Genomic DNA, 22,843 nt, shown 5'->3' on the forward strand with positions numbered 1-22,843 from the left:
ATCTTTCCCATCCATCGGAAGGTAGAGCGTGTCCTCTTCCATCTCCGCGCCCGAGGGCATCATCAACCCGCCGATCGACGAGCTTCTTGAGGCCACGGACTCGAAGTACAGCCTCGTGATCTACGCGGCCAAGCGCGCGCGTCAGATCAACGCGTACTACTCGCAGCTCGGTGAGGGCCTCCTGGAGTACGTCGGTCCGCTCGTCGACACGCACGTCCACGAGAAGCCGCTCTCGATCGCGCTGCGCGAGATCAACGCGGGGCTGCTGACGTCCGAGGCCGTTGAGGGCCCGGCGCAGTAGTATTTCCTGCTTGCAGCAGTCTTATCCACAGGCCCGGCAGCACGTCTGCCGGGCCTGTGGTGTGTCATGGGGGTAGGTAATGCGAGCCACGCCGAGCAGGGGAGAGACCGTGGACAAGCCGAGGGTCGTTCTGGGGGTCAGCGGTGGCATCGCCGCCTACAAGGCGTGCGAGCTGCTGCGCCGGCTGACCGAGTCGGGCCACGACGTCCGCGTGGTGCCCACCGACTCCGCGCTGCACTTCGTCGGCGCCGCCACCTGGTCGGCCCTGTCCGGCAACCCCGTCTCCACCGAGGTGTGGGACTCCGTCCACGAGGTTCCGCACGTGCGCATCGGCCAGCACGCCGACCTCGTCGTGGTCGCCCCGGCCACCGCCGACATGCTCGCCAAGGCCGCCCACGGCCTCGCCGACGACCTGCTGACCAACACCCTGCTCACCGCCCGCTGCCCGGTCGTCTTCGCCCCCGCCATGCACACCGAGATGTGGGAGCACCCGGCCACCCAGGAGAACGTGGCGACGCTGCGCCGCCGCGGCGCCGTGGTCGTCGAACCCGCCGTCGGCCGCCTCACCGGCGTCGACACCGGCAAGGGCCGGCTGCCCGACCCCGCGGAGATCTTCGAGGTCTGCCGCCGTGTCCTGGCCCGCGGGGTCACCGAGCCCGACCTCGCCGGGCGGCACGTGGTCGTCAGCGCCGGCGGCACCCGCGAGCCCCTCGACCCGGTCCGCTTCCTCGGTAACCGCTCCTCCGGCAAGCAGGGCTACGCACTCGCCCGCACCGCCGCGGCCCGCGGCGCCCGGGTCACGCTGATCGCCGCGAACACCGCGCTGCCCGACCCGGCGGGCGTGGACGTCGTACAGGTCGGCACGGCCGTGCACCTGCGGGAGGCGGTACTCAAGGCCGCCGCCGACGCCGACGCGGTGGTCATGGCCGCCGCGGTCGCCGACTTCCGCCCGGCGGCCTACGCGGCAGGGAAGATCAAGAAGAAGGACGGCCAGGACCCCGACCCGATCGTCCTGGTGCGGAATCCGGACATCCTCGCGGAGATCTCCGCCGACCGGGCCCGCCCCGGCCAGGTCGTCGTCGGCTTCGCCGCCGAGACGGACGATGTGCTGGCCAACGGCCGTGCCAAGCTCGCCCGCAAGGGGTGCGACCTGCTGGTGGTGAACGAGGTGGGCGAGCGTAAGACGTTCGGCGCCGAGGAGAACGAGGCCGTGGTGCTGGGCGCCGACGGCAGTGAGACGCCCGTGCCGCACGGTCCCAAGGAAGCCCTGGCCGAAATCGTGTGGGATCTGGTGGCCGGACGGCTGAGCTGAATGTCGCATTCGGCTCACCCCGCCCCGAAACCCCGCACATTGGGGCGTGGCGCCCCTGGCCAAGGCCGTGAGGGATTGGGCAGAATGCCCGTGCCGCAGGTCACAGCGCTCCCGAGAGGCGAGACAGGTGGGCCCGTGGCCGAGCGCGACCGATAAACTGTTCTCGGACGACGCCGGGCGCAGCCCCCGTCCCGTCCGCCAATGATCAGCCAGCAGCCGCTGCAACCCCAGGGAGCGTTGTGTCCCGTCGCCTGTTCACCTCGGAGTCCGTGACCGAGGGTCACCCCGACAAGATCGCTGACCAGATCAGCGACACCATTCTCGACGCGCTTCTGCGCGAGGACCCGACCTCCCGGGTCGCCGTCGAGACGCTGATCACCACCGGCCTGGTGCACGTGGCCGGAGAGGTCACGACCAAGACGTACGCGGACATCGCGACGCTGGTCCGGAACAAGATCCTGGAGATCGGCTACGACTCCTCCAAGAAGGGCTTCGACGGCGCCTCCTGCGGTGTCTCGGTCTCCATCGGCGCGCAGTCCCCGGACATCGCCCAGGGCGTCGACACCGCCTACGAGACCCGGGTCGAGGGCGACGAGGACGAGCTGGACCGGCAGGGCGCCGGCGACCAGGGCCTGATGTTCGGCTACGCCACCGACGAGACGCCCACCTACATGCCGCTGCCGATCTTCCTCGCGCACCGGCTGTCCAAGCGGCTGTCCGAGGTCCGCAAGAACGGCACCATCCCCTACCTGCGCCCCGACGGCAAGACGCAGGTCACCATCGAGTACGACGGCGACAAGGCCGTCCGCCTCGACACGGTCGTCGTCTCCTCGCAGCACGCCTCCGACATCGACCTGGAGTCGCTGCTCGCCCCCGACATCCGCGAGTTCGTCGTGGAGCCGGAGCTGAAGGCGCTGCTCGACGACGGCATCAAGCTCGACACCGAGAACTACCGGCTGCTGGTCAACCCGACCGGCCGCTTCGAGATCGGCGGCCCGATGGGCGACGCCGGCCTCACCGGCCGCAAGATCATCATCGACACCTACGGGGGTATGGCCCGCCACGGCGGCGGCGCCTTCTCCGGCAAGGACCCGTCCAAGGTGGACCGCTCGGCCGCCTACGCGATGCGCTGGGTCGCCAAGAACGTCGTCGCCGCGGGCCTCGCCTCCCGCTGCGAGGTCCAGGTCGCGTACGCGATCGGCAAGGCCGAGCCGGTCGGTCTCTTCGTCGAGACCTTCGGCACCGCCAAGGTCGACGCCGAGAAGATCGAGAAGGCCATCGACGAGGTCTTCGACCTGCGCCCGGCCGCGATCATCCGCGACCTCGACCTGCTGCGCCCGATCTACGCCCAGACGGCGGCGTACGGCCACTTCGGCCGTGAACTCCCCGAGTTCACCTGGGAGCGCACGGACCGCGTGGACGCGCTGCGCAAGGCCGCGGGTCTGTAAGACCGCGGGTTTGTAAGGCCGCGGGTTTGTAAGGCCGCGCGCCTCTGATCGACCGACGAGGCCCGGTGTCCCGGTGGGGACGCCGGGCCTCATCGCATGTCCGGGCGGCTCCGGTTGTCAGTGGCGTTTGGTAAGAATGCAAGGGTGAGCAGGGAAGACGGGCGGGACGGCGGTGGGGCCGAGGGGGCGCCGCCGGAGCAGCTCGCGTTCATCCGGGAGAGCGTGCGCAAGGCCAAGGCGCCCCGGGCCAAGCCGCGGACGTGGCGCGGGGCGGCCCTCGCCCCCGAGCTGCCCGTCGCGCGGGTCCTCGTGGACAAGGGCGTGCTCCATCTCGACCGGTATTTCGACTACGCCGTCCCCGAGGAACTCGACGCCGACGCCCAGCCCGGGGTACGGGTCCGCGTGCGGTTCGGGGCCGGGCGGCACCGGGTGCGCGACGGGCGCCGGGAGGGCGGCGGGCTGATCGACGGGTTCCTCGTCGAACGGCTCGCGGAGTCCGAGTACTCCGGGCCGCTCGCGGCACTGGCCCAGGTCGTGTCCCCGGAGCGGGTGCTGGACGACGAACTGCTCGGGCTCGCGCGCGCGGTCGCCGACCGGTACGCGGGAAGCCTCGCCGATGTCCTCCAGCTCGCCGTGCCGCCGCGCAGCGCCAAGGCCGAGCAGCGGCCCTCTCCCGAGCCGCTGCCGCCGCCTGCCGCGCCCGAGGCGGGGTCCTGGGTGCGCTACGAGCACGGGGAGGCGTTCCTCAGGGCGCTCGCGTCCGGCGGGGCCCCGAGGGCCGTGTGGAACGCGCTGCCGGGCCCGGAGTGGAGCGCGGAGATCGCCCGGGCCGTCGCGGCGACGCTGGCCGGCGGGCGGGGGGCGCTGGTCGTGGTGCCGGACGGGAGGGCCGTCGCGCGGGTCGACGCCGCGCTGACGGAGCTGCTGGGGGCCGGGCGGCACGCGGTGCTGACCGCGGACGCGGGGCCGGAGAAGCGGTACCGGGAGTGGCTCGCCGTGCGGCGCGGGTCCGTACGGGCCGTGGTGGGGACGCGGGCCGCCATGTTCGCGCCCGTGCGGAATCTCGGCCTTGTCGTCATCTGGGACGACGGGGACGACAGCCACAGCGAGCTGCACGCCCCTCAGCCGCATGCGCGTGAGGTGCTGCTGCTGCGCGCGGCGCAGGACAAGTGCGCGTTTCTGCTGGGCAGTTGGAGCTGCACGGTGGAGGCCGCGCAGCTCGTGGAGAGCGGGTGGGCCCGGCCGCTGGTCGCATCCCGGGAGCGGGTACGGGGGGCCGCGCCGCTGGTGCGGACCGTGGGGGACCAGGATCTCGCCCGGGACGAGGCCGCGCGGGCGGCACGGCTGCCGACGCTGGCCTGGCAGGTCGTCAGGGACGCGCTGCGGAGCGGGCCCGTCCTGGTGCAGGTGCCGCGACGCGGGTACGTACCTCGGCTGGCCTGCGCCAACTGCCGGGCTCCGGCGCGGTGTCGGCACTGTGCGGGGCCGCTGGAGGCGCAGGACGCCGGGGCGTTGCGGTGTGGCTGGTGCGGGCGTGAGGAGGGCTCCTGGCACTGTGCCGAGTGCGGGGGGTTCCGGCTGCGGGCGCAGGTCGTGGGCGCGCGGCGGACCGCGGAGGAGTTGGGGAGGGCGTTTCCGGCGGTGCCGGTGCGGACGTCCGGGCGGGAGCATGTGCTGGACACGGTGCCGGGGGCGCCCGCGCTGGTGGTGAGTACGCCCGGGGCGGAGCCGGTGGCCGAGGGGGGGTACGCGGCGGCGCTGTTGCTGGACGGGTGGGCGATGCTCGGGCGGCCCGATCTGCGGGCCGGGGAGGACGCGCTGCGACGGTGGATCGGGGCGGCGGGGTTGGTGCGGCCGCAGACTGCCGGGGGGCTTGTGGTGGTCGTTGCCGAGCCCACGCTGCGGCCTGTGCAGGCGTTGGTGCGGTGGGATCCCGTGGGGCACGCGGTGCGGGAGCTGGCGGAGCGGGCGGAGCTGGGGTTTCCGCCGGTGTCCCGGATGGCGGCGGTGTTGGGGGCGGTCGCTGCGGTGGGGGAGTTCTTGCGGGCTGTTGAACTGCCTGCGGAGGCTGAGGTGCTGGGGCCGGTGCCGGTGCCTGTTGTTTCGTCCGGCGGGCCTCGTCGGGTGGGGGCGCCGCCGCCGGGGGAGCGGTGGGAGCGGGCGTTGATTCGGGTGCCGCCGGGGAAGGGGGGCGCGTTGGCTGCCGCGCTCAAGTCTGCTCAGGCTGCGCGGATGGCTCGGGGGGCGGCCGGTGGGGAGGCGGCGGTTCGGGTGCGGATTGATCCGCCGGATATTGGGTGAGCTGTCCGTTGGGGGTGCCGTGGGGGTGGGTTTCGCTCGCCCGCGCTTGCGGGTGCCTCCCCCAGAGGGGGGACCCCCAGCCCACCCGTGCCGCCCCAGCGGCACGACTGCCCGCAGCTATGCACGTAGGACGGCACCGGCTGCCCGCAGCTATGCAGGCAGGACGGCACCGGCTGCCCGCAGCTACCTGGGTTTCGTGGCGCCCCCGCACTCGCCCTCGGGAGGGGAGGGCGGGGGCGTGGTGGAGCGTCAGCCGTTTCGGGGGGAGGGGAAGGCTGGGGGGCGGGGGTCGCTGCCTGCTGTGGGTTGGGTGGGCATGGAGCGGGCCGCGGGGACCGTGGGGAGGCCCGTGTTGACGCTCAGCGGGCGGGTGGTCGGCGTCTCGGTCGTGCGCTCCGCCTCGGCCGCCGCCTGGGTCGCGGCGCGGCGGGAACCGTAGCGGCGGTGGACCGCCTGCTTGGTCACGCCGAGCGCGGAGCCCACCGCGTCCCACGAGAAGCCGAGCGAGCGGTCGAAGTCCACCGCCGCCGTGACCAGGGTCTCGACACTGTCCCGCAGTTCCTGAGCCAGCCGTACGGTCGGGGCGGGGGCGCGTCCGTAGACGACGAAGCCCGTGGACGGGCCGGAGCGGCGCGGGCGGTAGACGTTGCCCAACTGGGCGGTGAGCGTGCGCAGTGCGTCCACCTGCCGGCGGACCCGCTCGATGTCCCGCACCAGCAAGTGCAGGCTGGCCCGAGCCTGGGCGTCGTGGGTTGCGTGGTCGGCCATGAACAAGCCTCTCGAACCGGCGTTGAAAAGGATCGGGCCGCGCGACGTGCGGCCCGTTGTGGTCAACTCTTTCTTGACCAACGCGTTTGAGCTCCGCTGGTCACGCAGAGGGGGCGTACCGGCATATGCGTGCGCCGGGGGGTGGGGTCCGTCCCCCATAGACTGGTGCGCTGCCGACCAACCCCGAGCGAGAGGCCCGTAGTCACCCATGAAGCTTGTCTTCGCCGGTACCCCCGAGGTCGCCGTTCCCGCTCTGGACGCGCTGATCGCCTCCGGGCGGCACGAGGTGGCCGCGGTCGTGACGCGGCCCGACGCGCCCGCCGGACGGGGACGCCGGCTGGTCGCCTCCCCCGTGGCCGAGCGGGCGGCGGAGGCCGGGATCGAGGTGCTGAAGCCCGTCAAGCCGCGTGACCCGGAGTTCCTGGAGCGGCTGCGGGAGATCGCCCCGGACTGCTGCCCCGTGGTCGCCTACGGCGCCCTGCTGCCCCGCGTCGCCCTGGACATCCCCGCCCACGGCTGGGTCAACCTGCACTTCTCGCTGCTGCCCGCCTGGCGCGGGGCCGCCCCCGTGCAGCACGCCATCATGGCGGGAGACGAGATCACCGGCGCCACCACCTTCCTGATCGAGGAAGGGCTGGACTCCGGGCCGGTCTACGGCACCGTGACCGAGACCATCCGCCCCACCGACACCAGCGGCGACCTGCTCACCCGGCTCGCCTTCGCGGGTGCCGGGCTGCTCGCGGCGACCATGGACGGCATCGAGGACGGCTCCCTGAAGGCCGTACCGCAGCCCGCCGAGGGCGTCTCCCAGGCGCCGAAGGTCAATGTCGAGGACGCCCACATCGACTGGAACGCCCCCGCGCTGCGTGTCGACCGGGTGGTGCGGGGCTGTACTCCGGCGCCCGGCGCGTGGACCGTCTTCCGCGGTGAGCGGCTGAAGCTGATCCAGGTGAAGCCGGTCCCGGACCGCACCGAACTCGCCCCGGGCGCGCTGGCCGCGGGCAAGAACAGCGTGCACGTGGGCACCGGTTCGTACGCCGTGGAGCTGCTGTGGGTGCAGGCCCAGGGCAAGAAGCCGATGCGGGCCGCCGACTGGGCGCGCGGGGTGCGCATCGGCGACGGCGAGCGCCTCGGCGGCTGACCGGCCGCGCACCGGGCGCCCGGTGCGACGTAGGCTGGACGCACACGCGACCAGCGTCATCCAGCAATCCGGAGCACCTTTTTCGTGAGCGACACCTCCCGTCGGCCCCGCAGGCCCGCCAAGCCCTACCGGCGGCCCAAGAAGGACCCCGTCCGCATGCTTGCCTTCGAGGCCCTGCGGGCCGTGGACGAGCGGGACGCCTACGCCAACCTCGTCCTGCCGCCGCTGCTGCGCAAGGCGAGGGAGAAGGGCGACTTCGACGGGCGGGACGCGGCCCTGGCGACCGAGCTGGTCTACGGCACGCTGCGCCGCCAGGGGACGTACGACGCGGTCATCGCGGCCTGCGTCGACCGGCCGCTGCGCGAGGTGGACCCGCCGGTGCTCGATGTACTGAGCCTCGGCGCGCACCAGCTGCTCGGCACCAGGATCCCGACGCACGCCGCGGTGTCCGCCACCGTGGAGCTGGCCCGGGTGGTGCTCGGCGACGGGCGGGCCAAGTTCGTGAACGCCGTGCTGCGCAAGGTCTCCCAGTACGACCTGGACGAGTGGATCGAGCGGGTCGCGCCGCCCTACGACGAGGACCCCGAGGACCATCTCGCCGTCGTGCACTCCCATCCGCGCTGGGTCGTCTCCGCGCTGTGGGACTCGCTCGGCGGCGGCCGGGCCGGTATCGAGGAGCTGCTGGCCGCCGACAACGCCCGGCCCGAGGTGACCCTGGTCGCCCGGCCGGGGCGGGCCACCACCGAGGAACTCCTCACCGAGGAGGCCGCGGTGCCGGGGCGCTGGTCGCCGTACGCGGTGCGGCTGGCCGAGGGCGGGGAGCCCGGCGCCATCGAGGCCGTGCGCGAGGGGCGCGCCGGGGTGCAGGACGAGGGCAGTCAGCTCGTCGCCCTCGCACTGGCCAACGCCCCGCTGGACGGGGCCGACAGCACGTGGCTCGACGGCTGTGCCGGTCCCGGCGGCAAGGCGGCGCTGCTCGGTGCGCTGGCCGCGGAGCGCGGGGCCGTGCTGCTCGCCTCCGAGAAGCAGCCGCACCGGGCCGGGCTGGTCGCCAAGGCGCTCGCCGGGAACCCGGGCCCGTACCAGGTCATCGCCGCCGACGGGACCCGCCCGCCGTGGCGGCCCGGCACCTTCGACCGGGTGCTGATGGACGTGCCGTGCACCGGCCTCGGCGCGCTGCGGCGCCGCCCGGAGGCCCGCTGGCGGCGCAGGCCCGAGGACCTCGACGGCTTCGCGCCCCTGCAGCGGGGCCTGCTGCGCACCGCGCTCGACTCGGTGCGGGTCGGCGGCGTCGTCGGTTACGCGACCTGCTCTCCGCACCTCGCCGAGACCCGGGCCGTCGTCGACGACGTGCTCAAGCACCACCCGGGCGCCGAGCTGATCGACGCCCGCCCCCTGCTGTCCGGAGTGCCGGACCTCGGCGACGGCCCCGACGTACAGCTGTGGCCGCATCTGCACGGGACCGACGCGATGTATCTGGCGCTGGTCCGGCGGACCGCCTGACGGCGGCGGGCGGCCGGGGCGAGACTCGGAGGAGCCGTTCCGCCCGAGGAGGCCGATGCCCGTGCCGAACCCGCCCGAGGACCCCGACGTGTGGAGCGATGCCGACGGCCATGACGTCGTCCGGCTGCGCCGCTGGAAGGGGGAATGGGCCGACGACGACCCGCACGCCAACTTCAAGTCGGACGTGGCGGGTTACGGCCTCCTGGATCCGTTGGAGACCCTGCGCGGGATGTCGCGGAACCTGGACGTCCCGGTGGGTGCGCTCGCCCGGTACGTGCTGGCTCGCTGGGCGTCCGGCGGCAGCGGCGGGCTGCTGGAGGTGGGCCCGGTGATGGTGCCCCGGCTGTGGGAGCCCGTCGCCGCCGCCGAGGAGGCCGACAGCGACGAGGAGCGGCTGCGCGCCTACCACCAGCTCCGTCAGATGATCGCCTGGCTCAAGGTGCCGTTGGACGACCCGACGGTGTATCCGCCGCAGCGGGACTGACCGGCGGCTGCTGTCCGCCGTCCTCCCGCGCCAGTCGGTGCGGCCACCACACCTTCGGGCCGACGTCCAGGAACAGGGCCGTGACCAGGACGGAACGCACGATGAAGGTGTCCAGGAGGACGCCCAGGGCGACCGTGAAGCCGATCTCGGCGAAGGCGACCATCGGCAGCGTGCCCAGGGCCGCGAAGGTACCGGCCAGGACCAGGCCGGCCGAGGTGATCACGGCACCGGTCGCCGCGAGCCCGGTGATCACACCGGGCCGGGTGCCCTGGTGGGCCGCCTCCTCGCGGATCCGGGTGGTCAGGAAGATGTTGTAGTCGATGCCCAGGGCGACCAGGAACACGAAGACGAACAGCGGGAAGTCGGTCGTCTCGCCCGCGTAGTCGAAGATGTACCGGAAGGCCAGCGCGCTGATGCCCAGGGCCGCCGTGAAGGACAGGATCACCGTTCCGATCAGCAGCAGCGGGGCGATCAGGGCGCGCAGCAGGACGCACAGGATCAGCAGCACGACGAGCAGCACCAGCGGGATGATCAGGATGTTGTCGTGCGTGGTCGCCTCGTCCATGTCCAGCAGGGCGGCCGTACCGCCGCCGACCTGGGCGTCGGCGTCCGGCACCGCGTGCACGGCGTCCCGGACCCGCTCCACCGTCTGCTTGGCGGCCTCGCTGTCGGCCGGGTCGGTCATGGTGGCCTCGAACAGGACCTTGCCCTCGAAGGCGGGCTTGGTGCCCGGCGGCAGGCCGAGCGAGTCCGGGACCACGCCCCGGGTCTCCGAGACGACGCGGCCGACCTCCTCGGCCTGCGCCTGGTTGCTGATGACGACCAGGGGGTCGCCGCTGCCCGCCGGGAAGTACCGCTCGGAGACCTTTTGGCCGGTGATCGAGTCCGGGGTGCCGGTGAAGGCGTCGGCGTTGCTGATGCCCTCCGCGCGCAGCTGGATCAGGCCCAGCGAGCAGACGGCGAGGACCACCGCGGTGACGCCCCAGACCATCCGGGGCCGGGCGGCGATACGGCGGCCCATGCGCGCCCAGATACCGCTCTCGTGCGGGTTCGGGGCCCCGAGATGCGGAATGACCGGCCAGAAGATCCACCGGCCGAAGATCACCAGCAGGGCCGGGAACAGCGTCATCATGGCCACCACGCCGACCGCGACGCCGATCGCCGCGACCGGTCCCAGACCGCTGGTGGAGTTCATCTCGGCGGCCATCAGCACCAGCATGCTGAGCACGACGGTCGCGCCGGAGGCGATCACGGCGGGACCGGCGCGGTGCAGGGCGCGTGCCATCGCCTCGTGCCGGTCGTCGTGGGCGCGCAGCTCCTCCCGGTAGCGGGCGACCAGCAACAGGGCGTAGTCCGTCCCGGCGCCGAAGACGAGCACCAGGAGGATGCCCGCGCTCTGGCCGTTCACGGTCAGACCGGCGTGCTCGGCCAGCAGGTAGACGAGGGCCTGCGCGGTGAACAGGGCGGTGATCACCGAGATCAGCGGAACCAGCAGCAGGGTCGGGCTGCGGTAGGTGATCAGCAGCATGACGATGACGACCGCCATCGCCGCGAACAGCAGGGTGGAGTCGATGCCTTCGAACGCCTCCGCGAAGTCCGCCGAGGTGCCGCCCGGGCCGGTGATGTGCACGGCGAGCCCGCCGCCGCCCTCACCGACGATGTCCCGGATGTCCTCGACCGCGGGCGAGATCCGCTCCCAGCCCTGCTCGTCCATGGTGATCGGCACGTACACCTGGGCCGCGCGCGGATCGGCCTCGCGGTCGTAGGCGGGCCCGCGGGTCTCGTCGCCCCGGACGCCGTACGCGGTGAGCTGTTTCAGCTCGCGCACGTCCTCCTCGATGGCCGCGCGGTCCTCGGCCGTCAGGCCGCTCTCCCGCGCGTAGACGACGACCGCGGGGATCTGCTCGGGCCGGAAGTTCTCGGAGATCTCCAGTACTTGGGTGGACTCGGCCGAGCCGGGGAGCCAGGAGGCGGCATCGTTGTCCTGGACGTCGGTGAGCTTCTGGGCGAACGGTGCCGCGATGAACAGCACGACCAGCCAGAACACCACCACGACCCACTTGGCCCGTCGCCCGCAGACGTAATGTGCGATCCCGCGCTGCTCGGTCATGACCACCCCCGAAGCCGAAAGAATGCCACGCACGGGCGTGCCCCGTAAGGGGCGCGGGACGCCGCGCGCCCGGCCGCGCCCGGTCCGCGGGCATAACAGAACCGTCTCCCGGGCGGACCCGTTCGGCCGACCCCCGCAGGACATGGCAGAGTTGGGTCATGGCCGTGCAGATCAACCCCAGCATCCTGTCCGCCGACTTCGCCCGTCTCGCGGACGAGGCGAAGGCGGTCGAGGGAGCCGACTGGCTCCACGTCGACGTCATGGACAACCATTTCGTCCCGAACCTCACGCTCGGCGTGCCGGTCGTAGAGTCCTTGGCCCGTGCGACGGACACCCCGCTGGACTGCCATCTGATGATCGAGGCCCCCGATCGGTGGGCGCCCCAGTACGTAGAAGCGGGGGCCGGTTCCGTCACCTTCCATGTCGAGGCCGCCACCGCTCCGGTGCGTCTGGCCCGCGAGATCCGGGCCAAGGGCGCCCGCGCCTCCATGGCGCTGAGGCCCGCGACGCCGATCGAGCCGTACGAGGACCTGCTCCCGGAGCTCGACATGCTGCTGATCATGACGGTCGAGCCCGGATTCGGCGGGCAGGCGTTCCTCGACATCATGCTCCCCAAGATTCGCCGGACCCGCGAGTTGATCAGCAAGCACGGCCTTGAGCTGTGGCTCCAGGTGGACGGCGGGGTCTCGGCCGCCACCATCGAGCGGTGCGCGGAGGCGGGAGCCGATGTCTTCGTCGCCGGTTCCGCGGTCTACGGGGCGGAGGACCCCGCCGAGGCGGTCCGCGGGCTGCGCGCACAGGCCGAGGGGGCGATGAAGTCCGCAGCCTGGGCGTGCGGACACTGAGCCAAGGGAACGTGAACGCCGTCCATCAGGGCGGATCGATCGCGCCGGATCTGCAAGGATGAACGGCGAATCCAGAGTGTGAACAGTAGTGAGGAGATCGCCGTGTCGGGTATGTCGGCGGGCCGGTCAGCCATGCGGATGGGACCCGCTGAGCTGGTGCAGGCGGCGGCCATGGCCCGCCGCTTCTACCTTGAGGGCAAGTCCAAGATCCAGATCGCGGAGGAGTTCGGCGTCAGCCGCTTCAAGGTGGCCCGGGTCCTGGAGACGGCCCTCGAACGGGATCTCGTGCGTATCGAGATCCGCGTCCCCGCCGAGCTGGACGCCGAGCGCTCGGACGCGCTGCGCGCCCGCTACGGCCTCAGGCACGCCGTCGTGGTCGAGTCGCCGGCCGAGGCCGAGGACACTCCCGACCCGGAGAACCTCGGTGAGGTCGCCGCGGATCTGCTCGGCGAACTGGTGAACGAGGGAGACGTGCTCGGGCTCGCCTGGGGCCGCTCCACCATCCACATGGCGGCTGCCCTGGACCGGCTGCCGCCCTGCACGGTCGTACAGCTGACGGGCGTGTACGACGCGGGTACCGCCGAGCGCGGCTCGGTGGAGGCGGTGCGCCGGGCGGCCCAGGTCTCCGGCGGCGACGCCCACCCCATCTACGCGCCGATGCTGCTGCCGGACGCGGCCACCGCGGCGGCCCTGCGCAGCCAGACCGGTATCGCGCGGGCCTTCGAGTACTTCGACAAGGTCACCGTCGCCTGCGTCTCCATCGGCTCCTGGGAGCCCGGTATCTCGACGGTGCACGACATGCTCAGCGACCAGGAGCGGGCGCACTACGCCTCGCTCGGCGTCGCCGCCGAGATGTCAGCGCACCTCTTCGACGCCGAGGGCCGCCGGGTCGGGCGGGACCTGGGGGAGCGGTGCATCACCGTCAAGGCCGACCAGCTGCGCCGTATCCCCGAGGTGGTCGCCATCGCGGGCGGTGCCCGCAAGGCGGCCGCCATCGACGCGGTGCTGCGCTCGGGCCTGGTCACCAGCCTGGTGACGGACACCTCGGCGGCGGACGTGCTGATGACGTCGGGGCCGACGCCGAAGCCCGCCCTCAACCGGGCCGACCCGGACGGCCCCTGACAAGAGGTCAGCGGGCAGGGACCGTGGCAGCATCACGAGCATGCTGCCGCGGTTCGTTGTCCGGGTGCTGCTCGGCGTCCTCCTCGTACTGCTGACGGGGTGCGGCGCCGACGGCGCCGACTCCGGTCCCGCCGCGCCCACCTGGGCCGCGGACATGACCACCGTCCCCGTCTCCGAGCTGCCCGAGGAGGCGCGCGAGACGCTGGACCTCATCGACCAGGGCGGGCCCTTCCCGTACGCCAGGGACGGCTCCGTCTTCAACAACTTCGAACGGCAGCTGCCGGAGCAGTCGCGCGGCTACTACCGCGAGTACACCGTTCCCACCCCCGGCTCCAGTGACCGCGGCGCCCGCCGCATCGTCACCGGGCAGAACGGGGAGGTCTACTACACCGATGATCACTACGGATCGTTCAAGGCGGTGCTGAGATGACCCGGCGTGTGCTCTCGGTGGACCTCGACGGCGTGCTGGACAAGGCCGCGCTGATGGACCGCTGCGCCCGCGCCCTCGGCCTGCCCGACTGGTTCGGCCGCAACTGGGACGCCCTCGCCGACGTCCTGTCCGACCCGGACCGGTGGCCCGGGGACCCGGTCGTGGTCCTCGTACACAACTGGCGGCCGTACGCCGAGGCGCGCCCGCAGGAGTGGCAGACCGCCGCCGAGGTCTTCGCGAGCGCCTCCGCCGTCACCGTGGCCCTCGCCCTTGGAGGATCCTCCGAGCCGCCTCCGGGCCACCCTGGATGAACCGACCGTGCATGGCAATCCGCCTGACATGGGACAATGAAGTACGTGCTCTTTCCCCCTGGCTGACCTGTCCGGGGGCCACTTCCGAACGACTGGGATGCAGCACGTGCGTTTCCTCAATGACATCCAGCCCTCGTACGACCTGACGTACGACGACGTGTTCATGGTGCCGAGCCGCTCGGCGGTCGGCTCCCGCCAGGGCGTGGACCTCAGCTCCCCGGACGGCACGGGAACCACGATTCCGCTCGTCGTCGCCAACATGACCGCCATCGCCGGCCGCCGGATGGCCGAGACCGTCGCCCGGCGCGGTGGCCTGGTGGTCATCCCCCAGGACATCCCGATCGAGGTCGTCACCGAGGTCGTCTCCTGGGTCAAGAGCCGCCACCATGTCCTCGACACCCCGATCGTGCTGGCCCCGCACCAGACGGTCGCCGACGCCCTCGCGCTGCTGCCCAAGCGCGCGCACAACGCCGGGGTCGTCGTCGACGACGACCGGCGCCCGGTCGGTGTGGTCACCGACCAGGACCTGACCGGCGTGGACCGCTTCACGCAGCTCGCCGAGGTCATGTCCCGCGACCTGCTCCTGCTGGACGCCGACATCGACCCGCGCGAGGCCTTCAACACCCTCGACCAGCACAACCGCCGCTACGCCCCGGCCGTGGACTCCGACGGCAGGCTGGCGGGCATCCTGACCCGCAAGGGCGCCCTACGGGCCACCCTCTACACCCCGGCCGTGGACGCGCAGGGCCGCCTGCGCATCGCCGCCGCCGTCGGCATCAACGGCGATGTGGCGGGCAAGGCCAAGCAGCTGCTGGACGCCGGTGTCGACACGCTCGTCATCGACACCGCCCACGGCCACCAGGAGTCGATGATCTCCGCGATCAAGCTGGTGCGCGCACTCGACCCGCAGGTCCCGATCGCGGCCGGCAACATCGTCGCCGCCGAGGGCGTCCGGGACCTGATCGAGGCCGGCGCCGACATCATCAAGGTCGGTGTGGGCCCCGGCGCCATGTGCACCACCCGCATGATGACCGGCGTCGGCCGCCCGCAGTTCTCCGCGGTGCTGGAGTGCGCCGCCGAGGCCAAGAAGTACAGCAAGCACGTGTGGGCGGACGGCGGTGTGCGGCACCCGCGTGACGTGGCGATGGCGCTGGCGGCGGGCGCATCCAACGTGATGGTCGGGTCCTGGTTCGCCGGGACCTACGAGTCCCCGGGCGACCTCCAGCACGACGCCAACGGCCGTGCCTACAAGGAGTCGTTCGGCATGGCGTCCGCGCGCGCCGTGCGCAACCGCACCTCCGAGGAGTCCGCCTACGACCGCGCCCGCAAGGCGCTGTTCGAGGAGGGCATCTCCACCTCGCGGATGTTCCTCGACCCGGCCCGCCCGGGCGTCGAGGACCTGATCGACTCGATCATCGCGGGCGTCCGCTCCTCCTGCACCTACGCCGGTGCCGCGAGCCTGGAGGAGTTCGCCGAGAAGGCCGTCGTCGGCATCCAGAGTGCCGCGGGCTACGCCGAGGGCAAGCCGCTGCACGCCAGCTGGAGCTGACACAACTCACCGCCGAACGGCCCCCGTTGTCCCGCCCGCCGGGACAATTCGGGGGCCGTTTCGCATGCTTGCGCACTACCGTCGCGGCATGGAGATCACCCTCTGCACAGCCCCGGACGTGGCGCTCCTCGACCGCTGCCTGCCCTCGCCCGGCCGCACGTCCTTCCACGCCCGGCGGTTCGCCCGCCAGGAGGCCGGGGAGTGCGCGTACCTCGTGGCCCGGCTGGACGGCCGGCCCGTCGGGCACACCGAACTGCGCTGGACGGGCTGCGCGGACGCCTCGGTGCGGGCGGCTCGACCGGGCTGCCCGGAGATCGGCGGCCTCGCCGTGGCCGAGGACCTGCGCTCGCGCGGCATCGGTACGGCCCTGGTGCGGGCCGCCGAACAACTGGTCCGTGAGCGGCGCCTGACGGTCGCGGGGATCGGCGTCGGCAAGGACAACCCGCGCGCCGCCGCGCTGTACCGGCGGCTCGGCTACCGGCCCCTGATCGACTACCTCGACCGCTACTCCTACGAGGACCGTGCAGGGATGCCGCGGGAGTGTGCCGACCCCTGCACCTTCCTCGTCCGCGAACTCGGCTGAAACGGGGCTCCGCGCAACGCTCGAAAGCCGCCGTGCAACGAACATCCGCGCAGTCCGCAGGAACGCAATGATCTTGCGGGTGCGCGCAAGGTTGCTGCATTACAACGGCAACGCCCCGCTCATAGGCTGTCGCCTCGTACGTGGCGTGGCGGGGACCCCGCTCGGTGGGTCCCCGTGTCCGTGGGGGTGCCGCCGGTCCCCGTCTCCCTGACCGGCAGCGATGAAGGAGCCAGCGCGTGCTCGACCAAGGCGCACCCCCGCAGAACAGAGGCCAGTCCGCCCCACCGTCCCCGGGGCTCGGCGCGCGCCTGATGCGACGCAAGCCCGTGGAACACCTGGTCGCCGAGGGCGGCCAGGGCGAGGGAGGCTCGCTCAAGCGTTCCCTGGGCCTGTGGCAGCTCACCATGATCAGCATCGGTGCCACCCTCGGCACCGGCATCTTCGTCGTCCTCGGTGACGCCGTCCCTGAGGCCGGACCGGCCGTTACCCTGGCCTTCGTCATAGCCGGACTGACGGCGCTGTTCTCGGCCCTGTCCTACGCGGAGCTGGCGGGCAGCATCCCGGTCGCCGGCTCCTCCTACTCGTACGCGTACGCAACGATGGGCGAACTCGTCGCCTGGGTCTGCGGCTGGTGCCTGGTGCTGGAGTACGGCGTCTCGGTGGCCGCGGTCGCGGTCGGCTGGGGCGAGTACCTCAACGAACTCCTCGACGGCACCATCGGTGTCACCATCCCCGACGCGCTGTCCTCGGCACCCGGCGAGGGCGGCATCGTCAACCTGCCCGCGCTGCTCGTCGTCGTCCTGGCGATGATCTTCCTGCTCGGCGGCGTCCGGGAGTCCGCCCGCGCCAACACGATCATGGTGGCCGTGAAGATCGCCGCGCTGGTGCTGTTCTGCGCGGTCGGCTTCATGGGCTTCAAGTCCGGCAACTACGAGGACTTCATGCCGCTCGGCATGGCGGGCGTCAGCGCCGCGGGTGCCACCCTGTTCTTCTCGTACATCGGTTTCGACGCCGCCTCCACCGCCGGTGAGGAGGCCAAGAACCCCAAGAAGGACCTGCCGCGCGCGATCATGCTCTCGCTGATCATCGTGACCGCGCTGTACGTGCTGGTCGCCGGTGTCGCCGTCGGCGCCTGGAACTGGACGAAGTTCGAGGGCTCCGAGGCCTCCCTCGCGGCGATCATGAACGACGTCAGCGGCCAGACCTTCTGGGGCACCCTGCTCGCCCTCGGCGCGGTCATCTCCATCGCGTCCGTGGTCCTCACCGTCCTCTACGGCCAGACCCGCATCCTGTTCGCCATGTCCCGCGACGGCCTGGTGCCCAAGGCGCTCGGCAAGGTCGACCGCAGGACCGGCACCCCGCGTCTGAACACCGTCCTCGTCTCCGCCTTCTGCGGTGTCCTCGCCGCGCTCATCCCGCTCGGCAAGCTCGTCGACGCCACCAGCATCGGCACGCTGTTCGCCTTCGCCCTGGTCAACATCGCGGTGATCGTGCTGCGCTACAAGCGCCCCGAGCTGGAGCGGACCTTCAAGGTGCCGTTCGGGCCGGTGCTGCCGATCATCGGCTTCCTGTTCTGCGCGTACAACATGTTCAGCCTCGACACCGTGACCTGGGTCGTCTTCGGGTTCTGGATGGCGGCGGGTCTCGTGTTCTACTTCCTGTACGGCCATCGCCGTTCCCGTCTCGCGACGGGGGAAGCGCTCGCAGCGCCCGAAGCTCCCGCAACACCAGAAGTGAAGTGACCCACCCGCAGTGCTGAACGATCTCGACGAACGCATCGTGCACGCCCTCGCCGAGGACGCCCGTCGCTCCTACGCCGACATCGGGCAACTCGTCGGCCTGTCCGCGCCCGCCGTGAAGCGGCGCGTGGACCGGCTGCGCGCCACCGGGGCCATCACCGGATTCACCGTGCGGGTGGACCCGGCGGCGCTCGGCTGGGAGACCGAGGGGTTCGTCGAGATCTACTGCCGCCGCAACACCTCGCCGGAGACCATCCAGCGCGGTCTTGAGCGGTACCAGGAGGTCGTGGCCGCGTCCACCGTCACCGGGGACGCGGACGCCGTCGCCCAGGTCTTCGCCTCCGACATGCGGCACTTCGAGAGGGTGCTGGAGCGGATCGCGGGGGAGCCGTTCGTGGAGCGCACGAAGTCGGTACTGGTGCTCTCCCCGCTGCTCAGGCGCTTCTCGTCGGGGTCGCCGACGTAAGCGGAATATTCCGCTGCACATCGGGCCTCCATCGGCCTACCATCGATGTCATGACCTGGCGACATTGATCCATAACGCGTCGTGCCTCCCGAGGGCCGCCGCGGACGCCGATCCATCCGCGTCCGCATCGCCCCACGGGAAGGCCTCATGACACTTTCACCTGCGCGCGCGCCCGCGACCTCCGTCGGCATCCGACGGCTCACGGCCACGCTGTACGGCTACGAGTTCCTCCAGAACCTCGTCCTGCTCTACCCGCTGTACGCGCTGCTCTTCGCCGACAGCGGGCTGTCGCTGTGGCAGATCTCCTCACTGTTCGCCCTGTGGTCGATCTCCGGCGTCCTGTTCGAGGTGCCCTCCGGCGCCTGGGCCGACGCCGTCTCCCGCCGCCTGCTGCTCTGGCTGGGCCCGCTGCTGACCGCGGCCGGGTTCGCCCTGTGGGTGCTCGTGCCCACGTACTGGTCCTTCGCGGTCGGCTTCGTCCTGTGGGGGATCAGCGGCGCGCTGGCCTCCGGCGCGCAGGAAGCCCTGGTCTACGACGAACTGGACCGGCTCGGCGCCGCCGACCGGTACGCCCGGGTGCTCGGCCGGGCCCGGGCGGCGGGCCTGCTCGGTGTGATCGGGGCGATGGGGGCGGCGGGTCCGGTGTTCACGTGGGGCGGCTACCCGGCCGTCGGCGCGGCGAGCGTCGCCTCGTCGCTGCTGGCGGCGCTCGTGGCGACCCGCTTCCCGGACGACCGGGGCCGCACGTCCGACGACGAGGGCTGGGCGCGAACCCTGCGCACCGGCCTGGCCACGGCCCGCCGGAACCCCTCCCTGCGCCGCGCGCTGCTGCTGGTCCCGGCAGTGGCCTGCGTCTGGGGCGCGCTGGACGAGTACTCACCCCTCCTGGTCCGCGAGACCGGCGTCCCCGACGGCTTCGTCCCGTACGCCCTGCTGCTGATCTGGGCCGCGGTCACGGCGGTGAGCCTGCTGGCGGGCCCGGCCGAGCGCCTCGGCACACCGGGTTTCCTCGGCCTGATCGCGGTGTCCGCCCTCGCCCTGGCGCTCGGTGCCGCCCTTCGCACGCCCCCCGGCCTCGCCCTCGTCGCCGTCGCCTTCGCCGGCTTCCAGCTGGCCACGATCCTGGCCGACGTCCGCCTCCAGCACCGCATCGAGGAGGGCGGCCGGGCGACCCTGACCTCGGTGGCCGGCCTGGGCACGGAACTGATGACGGTCCTGGTGTACGGGGCGTACGCGGTGGCGGGCGACCGCGCCTCCCACGGCACGGTGTTCGCGGCGTTCGCGGTGCCGTACCTGGTGTGGGCGGCGGCTTGGGGCGTACTGCGGCGGGGGCGGACGTGCCGGGCACCGGCCGAGGAGGCGCCGTCGACCGGGCGCGGGGGTGGGTGAGCGGGGCTGGTCCGGGGCACGGGGGTCGGTGAGCGGACCTGGTCCGGGGTACGGGGCGATTCGTGCGCCGAGGGCTTGGGGCCGCGGAACGGTCCGGTGCCGGGTGATGGGGCGCGGCCCGGTTGAGGAGTGATGCTCCGGGCCCGGGGCCCTGTGCCTGCTAGCCGGGCTGTGCCGGACGCCGGCCGGGGGCGGGCCTGGGCCGGACGGCGCTCGCCTGCGGTACGCCACGGCGTCGCGGCCCGTCGGCGCTGGACCGGGGAACCGGGCGGCGTCGCCTGCACCGGGGCCGTGAGCCGGGCCGTAGCCGGGAAGCCCCAGGGGCGGGAGCGGCCGTGGAGGTGTGCAATGAATCGACGGTCGGAGCGGGTTTCACGCAACGTTTCGCTCACCGGCGCGCAACGGGTTCTTCTTGTCCAGGTCAGCGGGGCGACCGTACCTTCTTTATGGCCCCCCAAACCCCCTTTGCCCGGTGAGGAACACGCATGCGCACCGCCCTGCTCCAGAGCTCCGGACGCCCCGGTTCGGTCGCCGAGAACCTGAAGGTGCTCGACGACGCCGCGGGCCGTGCCGCCGCTGCCGGGGCCGGGCTGGTGATCGCTCCGGAGATGTTCCTCACCGGGTACGCGATCGGCGACGACATCGCCCGACTCGCCGAGGCCGCCGACGGCGACAGCGCGGACACCGTCGCTGAGATCGCCACTCGGCACGGACTCGCCGTCGCGTACGGCTACCCCGAGCGCGACGGCGGGACCGTCTACAACTCCGCCCAGCTGATCTCCGCCGACGGCACCCGCCTCGCGAGCTACCGCAAGACCCACCTCTTCGGCTGCTTCGAGCGGGACCACTTCACCCCCGGTGAGCAGCAGGTGGTGCAGGCCGAGCTGAACGGCCTCCGCGTGGGCATCCTCATCTGCTACGACGTCGAGTTCCCGGAGAACGTCCGGGCCCACGCCCTCGCCGGCACCGACCTGCTGGTCGTGCCGACCGCGCAGATGCACCCCTTCCAGTTCGTCGCCGAGTCGATGATCCCGGTACGCGCCTTCGAGAACCAGATGTACGTGGCCTACGTCAACCGCGTGGGCCGCGAAGGGGAGTTCGAGTTCGTCGGCCTCTCCACCCTGGCCGGCCCCGACGGCGTCGCCCGCACCCGCGCCGGACGCGAGGAGGACCTGGTGTTCGCCGACACCGACCCCGCCTTCCTCGCCGCCTCCCGCGAGGCCAACCCGTACCTGAAGGACCGCCGTCCCGGCCTCTACGGGTCCCTCGTCTGAAGCTCCCCTCCCCCCAGCTCACCGTTTTCGCAAGGAGTCCGTACCCCATGACGTCCATGGTGCCCAACGCCGTCCAGCACGCCGACGAGCAGCAGCCGCCGATCACCATGTTCGGTCCGGACTTCCCGTACGCCTACGACGACTACCTCGCCCACCCGGCGGGCCTCGGCCAGATACCCGCCACCGGGCACGGCACCGAGGTCGCGGTCATCGGCGGCGGTCTGTCCGGCGTCGTGGCCGCCTACGAGCTGATGAAGATGGGCCTCAAGCCCGTCGTCTACGAGGCCGACCAGATCGGCGGCCGGCTGCGCACCGTCGGCTTCGAGGGCCCGGAGACCGAGGGCCTGACCGCGGAGATGGGCGCCATGCGCTTCCCGCCGTCCTCCACCGCCCTGCAGCACTACATCGACCTGGTCGGCCTGAAGACCGCGCCGTTCCCGAACCCGCTCGCCGAGGCCACCCCGTCGACCGTCGTCGACCTCAAGGGCGAGACCCACTACGCCGAGACCATCGACGACCTGCCGCAGGTCTACCGCGATGTCGCCGAGGCGTGGAACAAGTGCCTCGACGAGGGCGCCGACTTCTCCGACATGAACCGCGCCATGCGCGAGCGCGACGTGCCGCGCATCCGCGAGATCTGGGCGAAGCTCGTCGAGAAGCTCGACAACCAGACCTTCTACGGCTTCCTCTGCGACTCCGAGGCCTTCAAGTCCTTCCGGCACCGCGAGATCTTCGGCCAGGTCGGCTTCGGCACCGGCGGCTGGGACACCGACTTCCCCAACTCCATCCTGGAGATCCTGCGCGTCGTCTACACCGAGGCCGACGACCACCACCGCGGCATCGTCGGCGGCTCCCAGCAGCTTCCGCTGCGCCTGTGGGAGCGCGAGCCGGAGAAGATCGTCCACTGGGCCAAGGGCACCTCGCTGGCCTCGCTGCACGAGAACCGCGCCCCGCGTCCGGCCGTGACCCGGCTGCACCGTGCCGCCGGCAACCGGATCACCGTGACCGACGCCAACGGGGACATCCGCACCTACCCGGCCGCCATTTTCACCGCGCAGTCCTGGATGCTGCTGTCGAAGATCGACTGTGACGACTCGCTCTTCCCGATCGACCACTGGACCGCGATCGAGCGCACCCACTACATGGAGAGCTCGAAGCTGTTCGTCCCCGTGGACCGGCCGTTCTGGCTGGACAAGGACGAGGAGACCGGCCGGGACGTGATGTCGATGACCCTCACCGACCGTATGACGCGCGGTACCTACCTCCTCGACAACGGCCCCGACAAGCCCGCCGTGATCTGCCTGTCCTACACCTGGTGCGACGACAGCCTGAAGTGGCTGCCGCTGTCCGCCCAGGAGCGGATGGAGGTCATGCTGAAGTCGCTCGGCGAGATCTATCCCAAGGTTGACATCCGCAAGCACATCATCGGCAACCCGGTCACCGTCTCATGGGAGAACGAGCCCTACTTCATGGGCGCGTTCAAGGCCAATCTGCCCGGCCACTACCGCTACCAGCGGCGTCTGTTCACGCACTTCATGCAGGACCGGCTGCCCGAGGACAAGCGGGGCATCTTCCTCGCCGGCGACGACATCTCCTGGACGGCGGGCTGGGCCGAGGGCGCGATCCAGACGGCGCTCAACGCGGTCTGGGGCGTCATGCACCACTTCGGCGGCGAGACCGACCCGACCAACCCCGGCCCGGGCGACCTGTACGACGAGATCGCGCCGGTCGAGCTGCCGGAGGACTGAACCCTCAGCCCGGCAGCGG

Annotated in this window: 20 protein-coding genes; 18 read left to right on the top strand and 2 right to left on the bottom strand. The window is 72.0% G+C overall.

Translation table 11 applies throughout. The features are described from left to right. The first annotated feature begins 28 nt into the window (after positions 1 to 28). From rpoZ to ACZ7L7_RS35110, 4 genes are all read left to right on the top strand, one after another. On the top strand, positions 29 to 301 hold the full coding sequence (rpoZ, locus tag ACZ7L7_RS35095) for a DNA-directed RNA polymerase subunit omega (RefSeq protein WP_003988945.1): 273 nt from the start codon (positions 29 to 31) through the stop codon (positions 299 to 301). A 109-nt stretch (positions 302 to 410) separates the two neighbouring features. After that, on the top strand, positions 411 to 1,613 hold the full coding sequence (coaBC, locus tag ACZ7L7_RS35100; RefSeq protein ID WP_285511376.1) for a bifunctional phosphopantothenoylcysteine decarboxylase/phosphopantothenate--cysteine ligase CoaBC: 1,203 nt from the start codon (positions 411 to 413) through the stop codon (positions 1,611 to 1,613). 239 nt (positions 1,614 to 1,852) lie between these two features. Next, a complete protein-coding gene (gene metK / locus ACZ7L7_RS35105) occupies positions 1,853 to 3,061 on the top strand; it encodes a methionine adenosyltransferase (RefSeq protein WP_093718936.1) in 1,209 nt (402 codons plus the stop codon). Between the two features lie 144 nt (positions 3,062 to 3,205). Continuing rightward, positions 3,206 to 5,362, top strand: coding sequence for a primosomal protein N' (locus tag ACZ7L7_RS35110; protein WP_471429913.1), 2,157 nt, complete (start codon positions 3,206 to 3,208; stop codon positions 5,360 to 5,362). Positions 5,363 to 5,611: 249 nt separating this feature from the next. Here ACZ7L7_RS35110 and ACZ7L7_RS35115 read toward each other — a convergent pair whose 3' ends face one another. After that, the gene (locus ACZ7L7_RS35115; protein WP_285511374.1) at positions 5,612 to 6,130 is read right to left on the bottom strand and encodes a hypothetical protein; all 519 of its coding nucleotides are present in this window, start codon (positions 6,128 to 6,130) and stop codon (positions 5,612 to 5,614) included. A gap of 208 nt (positions 6,131 to 6,338) precedes the next feature. Here ACZ7L7_RS35115 and fmt point away from each other — a divergent pair, with 208 nt between their 5' ends. The 3 genes from fmt to ACZ7L7_RS35130 all read left to right on the top strand — a co-directional run bounded on the left by fmt (position 6,339) and on the right by ACZ7L7_RS35130 (position 9,258). Continuing rightward, positions 6,339 to 7,271 carry a methionyl-tRNA formyltransferase gene (gene fmt / locus ACZ7L7_RS35120; RefSeq protein WP_285511373.1) on the top strand — a complete coding sequence of 311 codons (933 nt, stop codon included), beginning with the start codon at positions 6,339 to 6,341 and terminating at the stop codon, positions 7,269 to 7,271. An 84-nt stretch (positions 7,272 to 7,355) separates the two neighbouring features. After that, positions 7,356 to 8,774 (top strand): RsmB/NOP family class I SAM-dependent RNA methyltransferase, encoded by a 1,419-nt coding sequence (locus ACZ7L7_RS35125; protein ID WP_453606475.1) that lies wholly within the window; start codon positions 7,356 to 7,358, stop codon positions 8,772 to 8,774. A gap of 55 nt (positions 8,775 to 8,829) precedes the next feature. Beyond that, entirely contained in the window at positions 8,830 to 9,258 is a 429-nt protein-coding gene (locus ACZ7L7_RS35130; RefSeq protein WP_453606473.1) for a DUF6027 family protein, read from the top strand. Here ACZ7L7_RS35130 and ACZ7L7_RS35135 read toward each other — a convergent pair. Next, positions 9,209 to 11,368 carry an MMPL family transporter gene (locus tag ACZ7L7_RS35135; RefSeq protein ID WP_453606471.1) on the bottom strand — a complete coding sequence of 720 codons (2,160 nt, stop codon included), beginning with the start codon at positions 11,366 to 11,368 and terminating at the stop codon, positions 9,209 to 9,211. The genes ACZ7L7_RS35130 and ACZ7L7_RS35135 overlap by 50 nt on opposite strands. 158 nt (positions 11,369 to 11,526) lie before the next feature. Here ACZ7L7_RS35135 and rpe point away from each other — a divergent pair, with 158 nt between their 5' ends. The 11 genes from rpe (at position 11,527) to ACZ7L7_RS35190 (ending at position 22,824) form a co-directional block, all read left to right on the top strand. After that, entirely contained in the window at positions 11,527 to 12,213 is a 687-nt protein-coding gene (rpe, locus tag ACZ7L7_RS35140) for a ribulose-phosphate 3-epimerase (RefSeq protein WP_093718930.1), read from the top strand. A gap of 78 nt (positions 12,214 to 12,291) precedes the next feature. Further along, a complete protein-coding gene (locus ACZ7L7_RS35145; RefSeq protein WP_285511370.1) occupies positions 12,292 to 13,335 on the top strand; it encodes a sugar-binding transcriptional regulator in 1,044 nt (347 codons plus the stop codon). Between the two features lie 40 nt (positions 13,336 to 13,375). Continuing rightward, positions 13,376 to 13,765, top strand: a complete 390-nt coding sequence (locus ACZ7L7_RS35150; RefSeq protein ID WP_472077891.1) for a guanyl-specific ribonuclease — start codon at positions 13,376 to 13,378, stop codon at positions 13,763 to 13,765. Further along, entirely contained in the window at positions 13,762 to 14,076 is a 315-nt protein-coding gene (locus ACZ7L7_RS35155; protein ID WP_472077892.1) for a barstar family protein, read from the top strand. The genes ACZ7L7_RS35150 and ACZ7L7_RS35155 overlap by 4 nt, the downstream gene beginning before the upstream one ends. Before the next feature lie 97 nt (positions 14,077 to 14,173). Continuing rightward, on the top strand, positions 14,174 to 15,625 hold the full coding sequence (locus ACZ7L7_RS35160; RefSeq protein WP_472077893.1) for a GuaB1 family IMP dehydrogenase-related protein: 1,452 nt from the start codon (positions 14,174 to 14,176) through the stop codon (positions 15,623 to 15,625). Positions 15,626 to 15,713: 88 nt separating this feature from the next. After that, on the top strand, positions 15,714 to 16,208 hold the full coding sequence (locus ACZ7L7_RS35165; RefSeq protein ID WP_471591735.1) for a GNAT family N-acetyltransferase: 495 nt from the start codon (positions 15,714 to 15,716) through the stop codon (positions 16,206 to 16,208). 236 nt (positions 16,209 to 16,444) lie between these two features. Next, positions 16,445 to 17,950, top strand: coding sequence for an amino acid permease (locus ACZ7L7_RS35170; protein WP_472077894.1), 1,506 nt, complete (start codon positions 16,445 to 16,447; stop codon positions 17,948 to 17,950). Between the two features lie 10 nt (positions 17,951 to 17,960). Continuing rightward, positions 17,961 to 18,413, top strand: coding sequence for an Lrp/AsnC family transcriptional regulator (locus tag ACZ7L7_RS35175; RefSeq protein WP_093551890.1), 453 nt, complete (start codon positions 17,961 to 17,963; stop codon positions 18,411 to 18,413). Between the two features lie 147 nt (positions 18,414 to 18,560). Beyond that, positions 18,561 to 19,802 (top strand): MFS transporter, encoded by a 1,242-nt coding sequence (locus ACZ7L7_RS35180; RefSeq protein WP_472077895.1) that lies wholly within the window; start codon positions 18,561 to 18,563, stop codon positions 19,800 to 19,802. Between the two features lie 485 nt (positions 19,803 to 20,287). Next, on the top strand, positions 20,288 to 21,076 hold the full coding sequence (locus ACZ7L7_RS35185; RefSeq protein ID WP_472077896.1) for a carbon-nitrogen hydrolase family protein: 789 nt from the start codon (positions 20,288 to 20,290) through the stop codon (positions 21,074 to 21,076). A gap of 47 nt (positions 21,077 to 21,123) precedes the next feature. Further along, positions 21,124 to 22,824: a flavin monoamine oxidase family protein gene (locus ACZ7L7_RS35190; protein WP_285511362.1), complete on the top strand. Its 1,701-nt coding sequence runs from the start codon at positions 21,124 to 21,126 to the stop codon at positions 22,822 to 22,824. The last annotated feature ends 19 nt before the right edge of the window (positions 22,825 to 22,843 follow it).

The sequence above is a fragment of the Streptomyces sp. NPDC110618 genome (assembly GCF_055657065.1).

Excerpts from the sequence above, each read along its gene's own strand:
- rpe (WP_093718930.1), top strand. The coding sequence starts at position 11,527 with ATGGCCGTGCAGATCAACCCCAGCATCCTGTCCGCCGACTTCGCCCGT.
- ACZ7L7_RS35155 (WP_472077892.1), top strand. The coding sequence starts at position 13,762 with ATGACCCGGCGTGTGCTCTCGGTGGACCTCGACGGCGTGCTGGACAAG.
- ACZ7L7_RS35150 (WP_472077891.1), top strand. The coding sequence starts at position 13,376 with ATGCTGCCGCGGTTCGTTGTCCGGGTGCTGCTCGGCGTCCTCCTCGTA.
- fmt (WP_285511373.1), top strand. The coding sequence starts at position 6,339 with ATGAAGCTTGTCTTCGCCGGTACCCCCGAGGTCGCCGTTCCCGCTCTG.
- ACZ7L7_RS35165 (WP_471591735.1), top strand. The coding sequence starts at position 15,714 with ATGGAGATCACCCTCTGCACAGCCCCGGACGTGGCGCTCCTCGACCGC.
- ACZ7L7_RS35135 (WP_453606471.1), bottom strand. The coding sequence starts at position 11,368 with ATGACCGAGCAGCGCGGGATCGCACATTACGTCTGCGGGCGACGGGCC.
- ACZ7L7_RS35180 (WP_472077895.1), top strand. The coding sequence starts at position 18,561 with ATGACACTTTCACCTGCGCGCGCGCCCGCGACCTCCGTCGGCATCCGA.
- ACZ7L7_RS35185 (WP_472077896.1), top strand. The coding sequence starts at position 20,288 with ATGCGCACCGCCCTGCTCCAGAGCTCCGGACGCCCCGGTTCGGTCGCC.
- ACZ7L7_RS35160 (WP_472077893.1), top strand. The coding sequence starts at position 14,174 with ATGCAGCACGTGCGTTTCCTCAATGACATCCAGCCCTCGTACGACCTG.
- ACZ7L7_RS35190 (WP_285511362.1), top strand. The coding sequence starts at position 21,124 with ATGACGTCCATGGTGCCCAACGCCGTCCAGCACGCCGACGAGCAGCAG.
- ACZ7L7_RS35130 (WP_453606473.1), top strand. The coding sequence starts at position 8,830 with ATGCCCGTGCCGAACCCGCCCGAGGACCCCGACGTGTGGAGCGATGCC.
- ACZ7L7_RS35115 (WP_285511374.1), bottom strand. The coding sequence starts at position 6,130 with ATGGCCGACCACGCAACCCACGACGCCCAGGCTCGGGCCAGCCTGCAC.